Origin of the sequence: Floridaenema aerugineum BLCC-F46, assembly GCF_041929345.1 — a bacterium.
Lineage (GTDB): Bacteria > Cyanobacteriota > Cyanobacteriia > Cyanobacteriales > Aerosakkonemataceae > Floridanema > Floridanema aerugineum.
Window position 1 is genome coordinate 116,379 of record NZ_JBHFNQ010000052.1, and the last position, 13,892, is coordinate 130,270.

Annotated in this window: 11 protein-coding genes; 5 read left to right on the forward strand and 6 right to left on the reverse strand. The window is 39.4% G+C overall.

Annotated features, from left to right (window positions below; genetic code table 11):
• The first annotated feature begins 178 nt into the window (after nucleotides 1–178).
• Nucleotides 179–748, forward strand: a complete 570-nt coding sequence (locus ACE1CC_RS06465; RefSeq protein ID WP_413269646.1) for a hypothetical protein — start codon at nucleotides 179–181, stop codon at nucleotides 746–748.
• A gap of 221 nt (nucleotides 749–969) precedes the next feature.
• Complete coding sequence (locus tag ACE1CC_RS06470) at nucleotides 970–2,916, forward strand: ABC transporter ATP-binding protein (protein ID WP_413269647.1); 1,947 nt, start codon at nucleotides 970–972, stop codon at nucleotides 2,914–2,916.
• A gap of 65 nt (nucleotides 2,917–2,981) precedes the next feature.
• On the opposite strand, the gene ACE1CC_RS06475 is transcribed toward ACE1CC_RS06470, so the two are convergent.
• The 3 genes from ACE1CC_RS06475 to ACE1CC_RS06485 all read right to left on the reverse strand — a co-directional run bounded on the left by ACE1CC_RS06475 (nucleotide 2,982) and on the right by ACE1CC_RS06485 (nucleotide 4,873).
• Nucleotides 2,982–3,854: an MBL fold metallo-hydrolase gene (locus ACE1CC_RS06475; protein WP_413269648.1), complete on the reverse strand. Its 873-nt coding sequence runs from the start codon at nucleotides 3,852–3,854 to the stop codon at nucleotides 2,982–2,984.
• A gap of 12 nt (nucleotides 3,855–3,866) precedes the next feature.
• Nucleotides 3,867–4,619, reverse strand: coding sequence for a WecB/TagA/CpsF family glycosyltransferase (locus ACE1CC_RS06480; RefSeq protein WP_413269649.1), 753 nt, complete (start codon nucleotides 4,617–4,619; stop codon nucleotides 3,867–3,869).
• 122 nt (nucleotides 4,620–4,741) lie between these two features.
• A complete protein-coding gene (locus ACE1CC_RS06485) occupies nucleotides 4,742–4,873 on the reverse strand; it encodes a hypothetical protein (RefSeq protein ID WP_265583098.1) in 132 nt (43 codons plus the stop codon).
• A 321-nt stretch (nucleotides 4,874–5,194) separates the two neighbouring features.
• Between ACE1CC_RS06485 and ACE1CC_RS06490 the strand changes: the two genes are divergently transcribed.
• Nucleotides 5,195–8,434, forward strand: coding sequence for a glycoside hydrolase family 15 protein (locus tag ACE1CC_RS06490; protein WP_413269686.1), 3,240 nt, complete (start codon nucleotides 5,195–5,197; stop codon nucleotides 8,432–8,434).
• Entirely contained in the window at nucleotides 8,431–8,865 is a 435-nt protein-coding gene (locus ACE1CC_RS06495) for a DUF29 domain-containing protein (protein WP_413269650.1), read from the forward strand. Before ACE1CC_RS06490 ends, ACE1CC_RS06495 begins: the two co-directional genes overlap by 4 nt.
• Nucleotides 8,866–8,979: 114 nt before the next feature.
• On the opposite strand, the gene ACE1CC_RS06500 is transcribed toward ACE1CC_RS06495, so the two are convergent.
• The 3 genes from ACE1CC_RS06500 to ACE1CC_RS06510 all read right to left on the reverse strand — a co-directional run bounded on the left by ACE1CC_RS06500 (nucleotide 8,980) and on the right by ACE1CC_RS06510 (nucleotide 11,749).
• Complete coding sequence (locus ACE1CC_RS06500; protein WP_413269651.1) at nucleotides 8,980–10,053, reverse strand: hypothetical protein; 1,074 nt, start codon at nucleotides 10,051–10,053, stop codon at nucleotides 8,980–8,982.
• Nucleotides 10,054–10,249: 196 nt separating this feature from the next.
• A complete protein-coding gene (locus ACE1CC_RS06505; protein ID WP_413269652.1) occupies nucleotides 10,250–10,813 on the reverse strand; it encodes a Uma2 family endonuclease in 564 nt (187 codons plus the stop codon).
• A gap of 75 nt (nucleotides 10,814–10,888) precedes the next feature.
• On the reverse strand, nucleotides 10,889–11,749 hold the full coding sequence (locus ACE1CC_RS06510) for a Uma2 family endonuclease (protein ID WP_413269653.1): 861 nt from the start codon (nucleotides 11,747–11,749) through the stop codon (nucleotides 10,889–10,891).
• A 651-nt stretch (nucleotides 11,750–12,400) separates the two neighbouring features.
• Between ACE1CC_RS06510 and ACE1CC_RS06515 the strand changes: the two genes are divergently transcribed.
• Entirely contained in the window at nucleotides 12,401–13,777 is a 1,377-nt protein-coding gene (locus ACE1CC_RS06515; protein ID WP_413269654.1) for a sensor histidine kinase, read from the forward strand.
• Nucleotides 13,778–13,892: the final 115 nt, after the last annotated feature.

The window sequence follows — 13,892 nt, forward strand, 5'->3', positions numbered from 1 at the left end:
GTTATCATTAGTTGACGATCGTTTTGCTAAGATGACCCCGAAGAATATTATGTGGATGCAATCTGCCTCTGGCACAAATGAGGTAAGCACTGCGTCTTTCACAAAGACTAGCCTTCTATTAACCTAACAATAGAGGTGCGTGCCTGTGATCTCCAGTTGATTTCTCTGTAAAAACACCATGCGTAACCCTATCCTCAATTCCGATCGTTTTTCAGGTGCAACACCAACTTTCAGGAAACTCTTCGTTTCTAGCTTAGTTTTGGGCTTAATTGGTACATTTAGCACTAATCTTGATATTTTGCCATCAACAGCACAGCCAACAGCACAAACCAAACAAGCTACAAACCCCATTAACCAGAAATTGGTGGGAAGTTGGCAAAGCCGAGTTTCTTCCACTCAGAATCTTACTTTTATTTTTGGGCCTGATGGTAAATTGTTTATTGTCTTGCCTTCTAGCTCAGACAAAGCTCAAGCTTTACAACTGCGATACCGCGTTGCTTCCACAAGTAGCAAACCCATGCAATTGGATTTGACGACAAGTAACAATAAAACTGCACAAACGATTTTTGAGTTTACTTCTGACGGTAAACTGCGAATGGAACTACAAGGCATTGAAGCGGGAAAACCCAGACCAGCTGCTTTTGGTAAAGGGGCTTTGGTGTTTAATAAAGTTTCTGATAGCACTAATTTGCCTGCTAATGCCCAACTTAGACAAACTGATAACCCGAATAACGTCATGCCTAAGTAAGTTGTCACACTTCATTGCGGGCTCAGGGGGCAAGGGGCTCCAGAAGATAATTAGCTGTTCGCAATAACAGCCAAAAAATCCTGATTTTGACTGTAAATATGGGAAAGCTTGTCTGCCCAGATCCCCGACTTCTTGAAGAAGTCGGGGATCTACAGTACTTACTACTACAAATTTCAGCCTTAGCGCTGTTAAGATGTGGTTAATTTTGATGCTTGACTTCCATGACTGACACCGTTCTCGATGTTCGCAACTTGCAAGTTCAGTTCCTGGCCAAAGGTACAGGTAAAACGCCTGTAGTTACGAAAGCTGTTGATAATATTTCTTTTCAGGTGAAACCAGGGCAAACTCTGGGAATTGTCGGTGAGTCGGGGTCTGGTAAATCAGTCACTTCCTTAGCTGTCATGGGTTTGGTGCCGAGTCCAAGCAGGGTGTCAGGTGAAATTTGGTTTCAAGATTCAGTGGAAGGTGCCGAAGCTGTGAATCTGCTGCAATTGCCGGAAAGGAGAAAGCAGCAGTATCGAGGCGGTGAGATTGCCATGATCTTTCAAGAACCGATGAGTTCTTTGAATCCAGTTTATACTATTGGTTTTCAGATTACAGAAGCAATTCGATTGCACCAAAATGTTTCGCAGGCGCAATCAAGAAGACTGGCGGTTTCTCTGTTACAAGAGGTGAAGTTGCTTCCTAGTGATGAGGTGTTGCAGCAACGTTTTTTGGAAATTAAAAGACCAGAAAAATTTAATACTCCTGCGGCTGGAGAGTGGGCGGTTGATATTAGCGAAAGGGAAATTAATCAGTATATTAATCAGCAGAAATTGGCAATGCTCGATCGCTATCCCCACGAACTTTCCGGGGGTCAAATGCAGCGAGTTATGATTGCAATGGCGATTTCTTGCAATCCCAAAGTGTTGATTGCTGATGAACCGACTACTGCTTTAGATGTGACTGTTCAAGCAACTATTTTGGAACTGTTGCGGGAGTTATGCCGGAGTCGGGGAATGTCGATGATTTTTATTACTCACGACTTGGGCGTAATTGCCGAAATTGCTGATACTGTGGCTGTGATGTATCGGGGGAAAATAGTTGAGTATGGCCCAGTTTGGCAAATTTTTTCCGAGCCTAAACATCCTTATACCAAAGGTTTGTTAGCCTGTCGCCCCAGTTTGGAGCGCAATATGCGCTATCTGCCAACGGTTTCTGATTTTATGGAAGTGGTGGAAACTGCTAATGGGGAATGGAAAATTGCGGAGAAAAGCAAAGATTCAGATGCACAAATAGGAGTTTCACCAACTCCATTCCCAGTTTCTCGTCCTCCGTCACCAGTCCATACTTCTGACTCACCAATTTTATCGATCAAAAATCTTCAGGTGGGTTTTCCGGTGCGGGGAATGTTTGGCAAAACGAAACGCTATATTATGGCTGTAAATGGCATTTCGTTTGATGTTTATAAGAGTGAAACTTTGGGTTTGGTGGGAGAGTCCGGTTGCGGAAAAACTACTTTAGCCCGGACTTTGTTACGATTAATTGAACCAATAGGCGGTCAAGTTTTCTTTGAAGACCGCGATATTACGAATTTGCGTGGTACACCTTTACAAAAGTTGCGCCGGGAGATGCAAATTGTGTTCCAAAATCCCTTTAGTTCTCTCGATCCTCGGATGAAGATTGGGGATGCGGTAATGGAACCTTTGCGAATTCATGAAATAGGGAAAAATGATAAAGAAAGACGCGATCGCGCCGCTTATCTGTTAGAAAAAGTCGGTCTAAATCCTGACTGGATGAAGCGTTACCCGCACGAATTTTCTGGGGGACAAAGGCAAAGGATTTGTATTGCTAGGGCTTTGGCTTTAAATCCGAAGTTTATTATTTGTGATGAGTCTGTTTCGGCTTTGGATGTTTCTGTACAAGCGCAAGTGTTGAATTTGTTAAAGGAAATTCAGCATGAGTTTGGCTTGACTTACATTTTTATTTCCCACGATCTGAGTGTGGTCAAGTTTATGAGCGATCGCATCATGGTAATGAATAGCGGCAAAATTGAAGAAATTGATATTGCCGATATCATCTATCGCGAACCGAAAAAAGAATACACTCGTCAGTTAATTAATTCTATTCCCACAGGCAGTTTGGCAAGAATTAAACAGCGGCAACAACAGCGATCGATCGCAATGTAAAGGCAGAAGGCAGAAGAAAGCCTTGTAGAGACGTTGCATGCAACGTCTCTACAAGGCTTTTTGAACTAGCGAGTTTTCATCCAATCAACACACTTTTCCATCTGCTTTTGCATGGTTTCTTTGTCAGCATGATAGCGTCTACCATGTCCGGGCAATACCCATTCAAACTGATAATTTGCTAATTTTTCCATTGACTTAATTAGTTCTGTCCAAGAGTACCAACAATGCTCGCGGAAAGCATATAATTGGTTTAATGTTTCCGACCAAGCTAAGTGATCGCCTGTGAATAAAAAGCTGTTTTTGTAAAGTAAAACTGTGTGACCTTTGGTGTGTCCGGGAACGGGAATAATTAACAAATCTGGGGCAAATTCAATTGGATCGGTCCCAGAAATTTGAATTTCTACATCACGAGTTCCAGTGTTAATTTCATCTTGGTGTAAAATGCGATCGCAACCAAAATGTTCTTGAAACTTTTGATGATCTGCTACATCATCTCTGTGAGTTAAATACAAATAACGAATCCCACCCATTGCTTCAAAACGTTTGACAAGGGGCGGCGTAAACCGAGGGGAATCTATTAAGATATTCCCTTCGGGGCGAGTAATGAAATAACTGGCAGCAGCAAAGGATTTTTCGGAATGATAGCCGCAATGATAAACATTTTCGGCGACTAAAATCGGGAAGGTTTCTTGAACTTCTTTAATATCTGTTGGTTTTTCAACTGTGCCAATGGAAGCAGTGGGACAGGACAATAAAGCCTGCATTGCTTTGACTCTTTCGCTGAGATTGGCAGGTTGATGATAAACTGCTGATTGTTCTCCTGCTTCATAAAAAACTTCCGGTGCCATCCACCGACAAGTATCGCAGTCAATGCAGGTGCGATCGACATAAAAATCGCCGTTCACATTTTCGGAACGACGTTGGTGGAGATGTGCCATTTTGCAACGTCTTTATTTGCGAGAAAAATTGCTCAATAAAGCTTTCCAAGCAAACAGGGGTAAAGCTAACATTCGCCGCCAGCGCCAAGGTTCTTGGTAAAGCCGATATAGCCATTCTAGATGATTTTCTCGGAACCACGCGGGGGCACGAGTTTTCGTTCCTGCCCAAATATCTAAACTACCACCTACACCGATCCAAATTGCTTTAGGACAAAGGTGGCGATGTTTGGCGATCCAAAGTTCTTGGCGTGGTACTCCTAGCCCGACGAAAATTAAACTTGGTTGTTGTTCTTTTAAGGTTTGGTGTAGTTGTTTTTCTTCTTCAGCTGAGAGATAACCGTTTTGAGTGCCTGCGATCGCCAATTTTGGACATCTCTCCTGCCACATTTCGGCAGCTTTAGCTGCTACCCCCGGCGCACCACCAAAGAAAAATACAGGCATTGGTTTACTTAATTGTCCCGCATATAACAGCAGAGTTTCTGCTAACTCAATTCCTGGACAACGCTTCACTTTTTTACCTTTCAACCACAGGTAAAGGACGACTCCAGAACCATCAGGAATAACTAAATCTGCTTGCTTTATAATTTGGGCTAAAGTGGCGTTCTTTTCCGCCTGCATCGTCATTTCTGCATTTAACGTAATGACCTGCCCGCCTACTTGCTGGTGCAACTGCGCGATTAGCCAACCTGGGTAATCATCTAATAAGTGTACTGGCAGTCCCAGTACAGAAAAGCTAAGCGTGTTAGTAATGATTTGTTCTTGCACAAACTCTCCTCACGTTCTCTATGCAGCATAGTTTACCTTGACGCTGCATTGCTGTGTAGTTCTTCAAAAAATTAAAGTCTGTTTCCGTTACTTCTTCTTCAATGTTAATAGTTTAGTGACCTTCAGACCGCCTTTTTTACAGAACCATCAGCATAAAGTTCCAAAGGTACTAACTCCACTTTACCGTTAACTTTCACTTTCGAGTAAACAATTCGCAAAAAAGGAGAATTATTTTTATTGTATTTAGTACACATATCGCTCACCTGCTTTTTATTCTCGGTTGAACACTTTAACCATTTCTGGGGCTTGAATTGTTTTTGTTTCCTACTTATCTTCTACAAAACTGTCCTTTAAGTTACCGGAAATATCAGTTGATTTTTTAGAAAGATTATGCAAAAATTTAGCAAAATAGATTTAAAAGTATCCGCCCAATCCTTAGTAATTGAAAAACTCGGATAAACTAGTACCAGGAAAAAGGCTAAAAATTAAGCTATACCCATGAAATCCGGTGTGCTTCTACTCAATTTAACTTCAAGCCAAGGGGCAAATATTCCGCAAAAATCGCCAAAAATATGATGAAAAACCAGCTTTCTGAACTGCAAGCACGCTTAGATTATTACTATCAACAAATTCAGACTGTAATTCTCGATCGGCAAAATCCGATTACAGGTTTACTACCAGCCTCGACAGCCATAAATGCTCATGGAGATTATACAGATGCTTGGGTGAGAGACAATGTTTACAGTATTTTGGCGGTTTGGGGATTGGCATTAGGATATCGGAAGTTAAATGATGACTTTGGACGTAGTTATGAGTTAGAACAAAGCGTCGTGAAATTGATGCGGGGATTGTTATTTTGCATGATGCGTCAGTCTCACAAAGTCGAAAAATTTAAAGAAACTCAATCTCCTTTAGATGCTTTACACGCCAAATACAATACCAATACAGGTGATATTGTGGTTGGTGACGATCAGTGGGGACATTTACAGTTAGATGCAACTTCGCTGTTTCTCCTGATGTTGGCACAAATGACTGCTTCAGGATTACACATTATTTATACACTGGATGAGGTGAATTTTGTCCAGAATTTAGTTTATTATATCGGGCGGGCTTATCGCACACCAGACTACGGTTTATGGGAAAGAGGTAATAAAATTAATCACGGAAACCCAGAATTAAATGCTAGTTCTGTGGGAATGGCAAAAGCAGCTTTAGAAGCAATTAATGGGATAAATTTGTTCGGAATTAGGGGAAGTCAAGCTTCGGTAATTCACGTTTTACCAGATGAAATTGCTAGGGCTAGAATTACTTTAAAGTCGATTTTACCAAGGGAATCTAGCTCAAAGGAAGTGGATGCTGCTTTATTGAGTGTAATTAGTTTTCCGGCGTTTGCGGTTGAGAACGAACAGTTAGTGGAACGCACTAAAAAGAAAATTATCGACAAATTAGCAGGTCGTTACGGTTGTAAACGTTTCTTGAGAGATGGACATCAAACAACGATCGAAGATCATACCCGTTTACATTATGAACCTTGGGAATTAAAGCAGTTTGAAAATATAGAATGTGAATGGCCTTTGTTTTTCACTTATCTATTTTTAGATGGGTTGTTTCGCGGGGATAAGGAACAGGCGCAAGATTATAAAGAGAAGTTAGAAGGTTTGTTGGTAGAAAGGGAAAGTTTGCGGTTATTACCTGAACTTTATTATGTACCAAAGGATAAGATCGAGGCTGAGCGATCGCACCCTAAAACCCAAACTCGCCTACCTAACGAAAATGTTCCCTTAGTTTGGGCGCAAAGTCTGTATTATTTAGGACAGTTATTAAATGAAGGGTTAATTGCGATCGGAGATATCGATCCTTTAGGCAGACATTTGTGTAGAGGGAAAGAATCTAAACCTTTAGTTCAAATTGCCCTTTTAGCAGAAGATGAAGACTTACAAATTAAATTAGCAGATTACGGAATTCCTGCTCAAACACCCCGACAAGTAGAACCAATTCAAGTGCGCCAAGCAAGTGAATTATCCACAATTTACACGCAAATTGGACGTAATGATAAGTTAAGTTTAACAGGCCGTCCGGTGCGAAGATTACGGAGTTTAACTACTTCGAGAATTTTCCGAGTTCGCGGAGAAACAATCGTTTTCTTACCCGCATCTTTGGATAAACAACAGTTTTACTTGACCTTAGATTACCATTTTCTACTAGATCAAATTAGAAGCGAATTAGCTTATATTCAGCGCAACTGGATGGAGTTGGGAAGACCAACAATGACTTTGCTGTTAACTCATTCCATGCTGGAAACGGGAAGTGAAGCATTGTTGGCATTAATGCAAGAACTCAATTCTGGTTATTGCAATGGTGTGCAGATTAAATTGGGCAATTTGCAACAATTTCTGCAAACATCTGCTAAAGAAAGAATTGATTTTATCCATGATTTTGAATTCACTCAATCTCCGGTTCAAAATACAGCATCAGTTAAGTATTACTTGATTTACAACCCGGAAAAAAACTGGCCTTTGGGTCATACTCAGGAATTCAAGTTAGAGTATGAAACTGATACCAGATTTCTGATTAATTGTTTGCGAGATTCGCAAAATATTTACGAACAAGTTGAGTTACTGCAAACATTAACTCGGTTGAAAAGTGTAAATTTTGACACTGGTTTAGGAGGGCCAAAACATCCAGTCACCGTAGCAGATTTACTCAATGAAATTTACGAAAAAGCAGTCAGAGGTGTAGCGGATAAAACATTTAACCAGTCATCAATTCACTGGACGGTAATTCGTCGCGCCGCAGGTTTAAGGGGAATGGTGGATATTGGGTTATCGGATGCAGTGACAGATATTTTAGTACGACAAAAACAGATTTCTGTGGGTAAAGCTTATAGTGAAGCTTCCTTAATTACTCGACCAATGTCGCATCATGAAATTGACGAAAAGATTAAAGAGTTTTGTGGGGAAGATATTCGCGATCGCGTTCTCACCCAAGAAATTTTAATCTATATTGGTTTATTAATCAAGTCAGAACCAGACTTGTTTAACGGTTTGCTAACCTTAAGAGTTGGGTATTTAATTCTGTTAATCACCAGCGAATTAGCACAGGAATTAAAAATTACCCAAGACGAAGCGCACGAATATTTAATGACATTAAGCCCCTTTGAAGTAAAAAGCCGTGTGCGTGAAGTAATTGCTGGTTATGAAGGCATGAATCAGTTGTTACGACAACAAGAATCTTTGCACGTCAAACAATCAGAAACAGATATTGAATGGGTTGTACTTCCTGAAAAAGAAGAAGAATCACAAACTGATAAATGGTTGCAGAAACGCCAAAGAGATGGCGCTTTAAACCGAGTTCCAAAAGATTTTTATCCTCGCGTTTGGCAATTGTTGAAACATTGCAAAGGTTTAGTAATTGGGGATAAATTGGAGAGACGCAACCGTTTAGATAGTGAATGGTTGCTAGCAGAAATGACTCCGGGAGAAAAGAACTTTGCTTTGCAAATTGAGCATTTGTTGAATAAGATTGTTGCGCCAGAGTATCGCCAGGTTAATATTGAAACATTGATGGAATTATCGGCAATTGCGGAACGTAACCCGGATTTAAGAATAGAAGATTACATTGTTTTAGATGTGTTAATTGGTCATGCTGTCAGGTTAGCATTTTTGGATAAGTTTCCTGAAAAAGGCGATCGCTATGATGAGTATAAAGCAGCTGCTTGGCGGTCTTTTTATGAAACCTCTCCTTATACCTGTGCTACTTTTGTAGTGAAAGCGTTCCGCTTCTTAACTCAGTTTGGAAAAGCGAGTGCAGCATGAGTAAAACTTTGTACGAAACAGATTATTTGAAATGGATTGAAACCACCGTAGCGAAGTTGCGAATGGGGGATTATTCACACATTGATTGGGAAAATTTGATTGAAGAAATTGAGGACATGGGAAAAAGTGAACGCAGGAGTTTAGAAAGTAATCTAACAGTAATTATGACTCACTTACTGAAATGGCAATATCAGCCAGAATTCCGCAGTGGTAGCTGGAGAGGTAGTATTAATGAACATCGTAGACGCATTCGCAAAGCTTTGAAAGATTCGCCTAGTCTTAAACCTTTTTTAGCAGAGGTTTTTGCCGAATGTTATGCGGATGCAGTGGAACAGGCGATCGCAGAAACTGGACTTTCTGTGGAGGTGTTTCCCGAAATTTGTCCTTATAGTTCTGAGGAAATTTTGAGTAGTGAATTTTTGCCGGAGTGAGCGATCGCACTTAAATATCATGTACATAATGTAGAGACGTTATATATAACGTCTCTACAAGGTTTTGAGTTATACCTAATCTAGAGTAAACCTGTCTAATTTAGCTTGCTTAAGTTATTTACAAAAGTTGTGTCTTATTAAGAACTCACTTAGCAATCGTTCAGCTATTTCTATAGCTTTATTTAGGTAAGAGAGAACTTTCTTAATATTATCTGTCTCTTTTTGATTAGCTTGAGAATTGATGTTTAATTCAGATAACCTGTCTTCATAGGAACGAATAGAATTTCGGAGTTTTTGAATCAATTCTTTTGCTTCAGCTTTAATTTGTGTGCAAGGAACGTTTTTCTGAGCCAAAATAATATCATTGAAAGCTACTAGAAATTTAGCAGCTTCAGGTATTACTAACTCTGGCGATTGAGTGAAAAGCGCACCGACTCCAGTTCCCGCACCTACACCAAGAATTGCTCCACCACCTACAATCACGGCAACTCCACCTGCCATGCCAAAACCGCCTGCTGCGATCGCGCCTCCACCAAGCGCAGCAAGAACAGCAGAAATAGCCGCTGCTCCCGAAAGTCCAGGTGCAAGCAAAGGAGCAAGTACCGCAATAACCAGAGGCATAGCAACAGCAGCCGCTACAGCTACTACAACTGCTCCAATCAATCCGCCAAAAATAAGATTTAGGGGAAACTGTTGTTCTTGCAACTCACTCATAAATTTCTTGTAGCTGGATTTGAAAATTGTTACAAGATATTTTTCCACTTGTAAGATTTTGGCGTATGATTCTAGAGTCTGAACAATCCTAGAACGGAACTTATCGCTAAGTTTTAATTTTGCATATTGTTCGTCCTCTTCAACACCCAAAGGATGATAAATAACAAAAAGTGAAAGATTTAACAAAACCAGTTTTGGGATTTTCGGAGATTCTAGGTTAGATAACAGTTTTTCAACTTGGTTCTTAAGCTCAGTAAAGTCAGTAAAGATACGGAGTTCTTTTTCAGGTATTTTACTCTCCTGAACCTGACTCTGCAAAAAATTATTGATTGATTCTGTAAACTTACTCAACCAATGTTTCTTAAAGATTTTCTGTGCCGAATCTGTTTCATAGCGAATATCTTCTAGCGTCAAATGATATTCGTAGCTAAACATAACTATTGCCCACTCAAGGCTTAATCCAAATTCTTTCATGTGAAAGCTCCAAAGGATACTGATGTTCTTAGCTCAGTATGCCCAAAAACTTTTGTCAGCTAACATAACAGTTTTGATTTTTTGCAAATTAAAGGTAGGCTCAAAAAAGCCGCCCCCCAGCAGGATGTTCCAATCAGAGGTACGTTGTTGCGCTTTAGCGCTAAAGCGCAACAACGTACCTCTAATTGATGTAAATTCACTCCAACAACCAACCAAAAATTTGTCCAACAGTTAACTGTAAATCACTAGCAAAAGATGGTACAGGTAATTGTGCTGCTACTTGATCAAAAACTTCCGGTTGCTGATTAGCAAGATAGACAAATATTGTCTGTTCTTCAGGATCAATTAACCAACCCATTTGTGTTCCATTTTTCAAACATTGCAAAATCTTTTTTGTAACTTTCGTTTGACTTTGTTCCGGTGATAAAATCTCAATTATCCAATCAGGTGCAATGGTAAAAATATTAGCAACTTCGCCATTTCGATCGCGAGGTATTCTCTCCCAAAGAAACACAGATACATCTGGCACTATTGACTTTTCTGCAAAAGTACATCGCAGTTCGGGAAAAGCACGAGCAATTTTTCGGGGTTTTAATACTGCATTAATTACCGAAACTAACTCACCTTGAATTATACTATGTTTTCCTTTTGGCATTGGTTTTTGAATAATTTCTCCATTAATAAACTCACTAGCTGGTTCGGTTTCTGGTAGTGTGAGAAACTCGGCTAATGTTAGAGATTTATATGGTATTTGTACCATTTAACGCTTCCCTAAAGTGTTTGGAATAATTTAAGTTTGTTGTTTTTGGGGAGCGATCGCAACTCCCCCTCTAAATTATGACAAATAAATTTGCCGTAAATCTTCTAAACGCTCAACTGTTAACAAACTAGCTGTTATTCTTTGCAGCAAATTCAGATCGTCAATGGCAGAAATTTCTCCGAAAATATCTAATCCTTGATTGCCAAACTTAAGCTGTAAACCTAACTGAATACCTTGCAATAACGCTTGTTTTGTCTGATTTTGCGATGCTGTTAACTGGGATTGAGTTTCAGTTAATTGTGATTGAGTTAGAATTAATCTAGCTGCTAATTCTTCAACTGTGGGAATAACATTTCCTTCAGCATCGCACCAACGCAACCAAGTAGCATTAGCACTTTCAAAAATGCCTTGCCAAAGAGTTAAACCTAAACCTACTAAAGGGAACCAAAGGTCTGTTTTTGGTACGTAACGTCCAGCTTGTAATTGAAAGATTTGTAAGGGGGAATCGCTCAATTCACCTAAAGGATCGTAAACTACATAATACATTACACCCATTCGGGCATAATCGGTGAATTTGCTACCCAGTTCGTTACCCGGAGTTTGCGAAACTATTTCAATGACAATTTCTGGAGGTTTGCCAAATTCCCAGAGTAAATAGGAACGGATATTTCGGTTTAACCAATCATCTGGAATGCTGACATTTAAGCTGAGGAATACATCAGGAACTATCGCGGGAAGACGGGAATTACGGAAGATTCCTACGTTAGCAGCTACGATAAATTGAATACCATCATTTAACTGATAATTAGAGAGAACTTCCGTGAGGAGTCGCTGTTGTTTTTCGTTAATGAAACTATCCAAGGGAGTATCGTCTTCCTGTAGGATTTTGCTATTATCTGGGTATTGACTGGGGTCAAGAATCAGATTTTCAGACATGGCTGATTTTAGGATGATTGGATAATAGTGGGAAATCGCGATCGCAACATCTTGATTAGTTCATCAATTTGATTATGGCAAAATTTTACTCCTTATTCTCTGAATTTATTTCAACTAAGTAACGCTTTTTCTACTAAAACTAAGCAACTGAAGCGGTTCAAAAAAAGCTTTTTTTGGTAGTCATACCCAATATCACATATAGTTAAACTTGTCAAACTCAGCCATAAATCGTTTACACAACTTTACTTTTCCCTTTCAGCTTTATTGAGGGTCAAATCCTGAAATTTTGCTTAAGTCTCTACGCAATTATCAACAATTTGACTATATTAGTAATATAGGAGATGTTTGTAGTACTAATAAAGGGTATAGATAAAGTAAAAATATCACATTTGTTAGTTTAGTGAAAAAAGCCTTTTTAGTCAATCCCTCGCAAACGACCTAAACTCGTAAAATTATTGAGAATTAATCTCAGCCAACTTGTCATGATTTCATGATGTACTTAAAAAAGCCTGATAAATGGTGAAAAACCGAAAAGCAGAGATTATAATTAAGAAAAAACTCAGCAGACAAGCAAACTTTTCGCTGAAGTTTGGGTAAAATTTAACTATTATATGTTTGATTTAGAAAGTACTGCTTGCTTACTGATAGCCAATGTTTCAAACAACTCGCCGCCGTTTAGCTATTTGGTACGCCGCTGTTACTGCTGTGTTATTACTATTATTTGCTACAGGCGTTTATCTTTATGTTCGTAACACTTTAGTAGAAAGAGTTGATGATACATTAAATCATGTAGTGGAAGTAGTAGAACGATCGCTAGTCATCGAATCAAACACTACAGAAAACAAATTCCGCATTAACTTAGAAGCTAGTTTTCGAGATAATACGGATACTGTAGATGACGATCGCATTGACTTAGAATGGTTTAGTCCTAATGGCGAATTACTGTGGTCAACATTTTCTGAACCTTTGAACATTCCCATTCATGCTAACTGCACTGGAGAAACAGTAAGAATTGAGAAAAAAGCTGATACCAATTCCCCTAATATTATACTTTTACGCCAAATCACAGAAAGAGTAGAAATTGGGAGACAAGTTATTGGATATTTGCGAGTTAGTCATCCTTGGTTTGAAGTTACTAAACCCAGTCGTCAGTTAATCTTAGACTTGAGTTTAGGCACAACCTTTATGGTAACTTGTGTAGCAGCAATTGGTTGGTTGCTTTCCGGTTTGGCAATGGAACCAGTCAAGGAATCTTACCAAAGTTTAAAGCAATTTACCTCAGATGCTTCTCATGAATTGCGAAGTCCGATCGCCATGATTCAAACCAACGTCCAAGTAGCATTAGCAGATCCAGAATTAGAGTTAGGAACCCATCAGCAACAGTTGAAAGTAATCGAAAGATTAACCCAAAGATTAGGACGTTTGGTAGATGATTTACTATTTTTAGCAAGGCAGGATAGTGGGATTGTCCAACCTCGGTTTTCCGCTTGTCCATTGGATGCTTTACTAATGGAAGTAGTAGAAGAACAACAGTTAATTGCACAGGAAAAAGAGATAGAACTTTCCTTAGATTTAAAAGAGGAGATTGGCGGATCGGGAATGGGGAAAAAGTATTTAGCAGAAACTGAAGAAGACTTTTTTAACCTTTTGGGAGACTGGGATCAATTAGCACGATTATTTACCAATTTGATCGGTAATGCGCTGCAATATACGCCAGCTAAAGGTAAAGTAAAGATAGAATTGCAGCGAGTTTTTCGGCGGGGTAATCATCCTCAGCTACAAGTCAAAATTATTGATACTGGAATTGGTATTCCAGAAGATGCTTTACCTCATCTATTCGATCGCTTTTATCGCGTCGATCCGGCACGCAGTCGGGGAACAGTTACAGGTTCGGGTTTAGGATTAGCGATCGCAGCTGCCATTGCCCAAAATCACGACGGCAACATTCGCATTGATAGTGTTATTAATCAAGGAACAACTGTTACTGTCACTCTATCTCAACAGCGTTTAGAAACATTCAATTCTTAATCAATTATTGGTAATTCCTGCTTAATTTTTATCGGGATTTCATCTACCTTAAGTCAGGGATAAACGAAAAATTTAACACTATAATCAATTAAGACAATTCACAACGGAATGTCTC

Excerpts from the sequence above, each read along its gene's own strand:
- ACE1CC_RS06465 (WP_413269646.1), top strand. The coding sequence starts at position 179 with ATGCGTAACCCTATCCTCAATTCCGATCGTTTTTCAGGTGCAACACCA.
- ACE1CC_RS06470 (WP_413269647.1), top strand. The coding sequence starts at position 970 with ATGACTGACACCGTTCTCGATGTTCGCAACTTGCAAGTTCAGTTCCTG.
- ACE1CC_RS06475 (WP_413269648.1), bottom strand. The coding sequence starts at position 3,854 with ATGGCACATCTCCACCAACGTCGTTCCGAAAATGTGAACGGCGATTTT.
- ACE1CC_RS06485 (WP_265583098.1), bottom strand. The coding sequence starts at position 4,873 with ATGTGTACTAAATACAATAAAAATAATTCTCCTTTTTTGCGAATTGTT.
- ACE1CC_RS06490 (WP_413269686.1), top strand. The coding sequence starts at position 5,195 with ATGAAAAACCAGCTTTCTGAACTGCAAGCACGCTTAGATTATTACTAT.
- ACE1CC_RS06495 (WP_413269650.1), top strand. The coding sequence starts at position 8,431 with ATGAGTAAAACTTTGTACGAAACAGATTATTTGAAATGGATTGAAACC.
- ACE1CC_RS06500 (WP_413269651.1), bottom strand. The coding sequence starts at position 10,053 with ATGAAAGAATTTGGATTAAGCCTTGAGTGGGCAATAGTTATGTTTAGC.
- ACE1CC_RS06505 (WP_413269652.1), bottom strand. The coding sequence starts at position 10,813 with ATGGTACAAATACCATATAAATCTCTAACATTAGCCGAGTTTCTCACA.
- ACE1CC_RS06510 (WP_413269653.1), bottom strand. The coding sequence starts at position 11,749 with ATGTCTGAAAATCTGATTCTTGACCCCAGTCAATACCCAGATAATAGC.
- ACE1CC_RS06515 (WP_413269654.1), top strand. The coding sequence starts at position 12,401 with ATGTTTCAAACAACTCGCCGCCGTTTAGCTATTTGGTACGCCGCTGTT.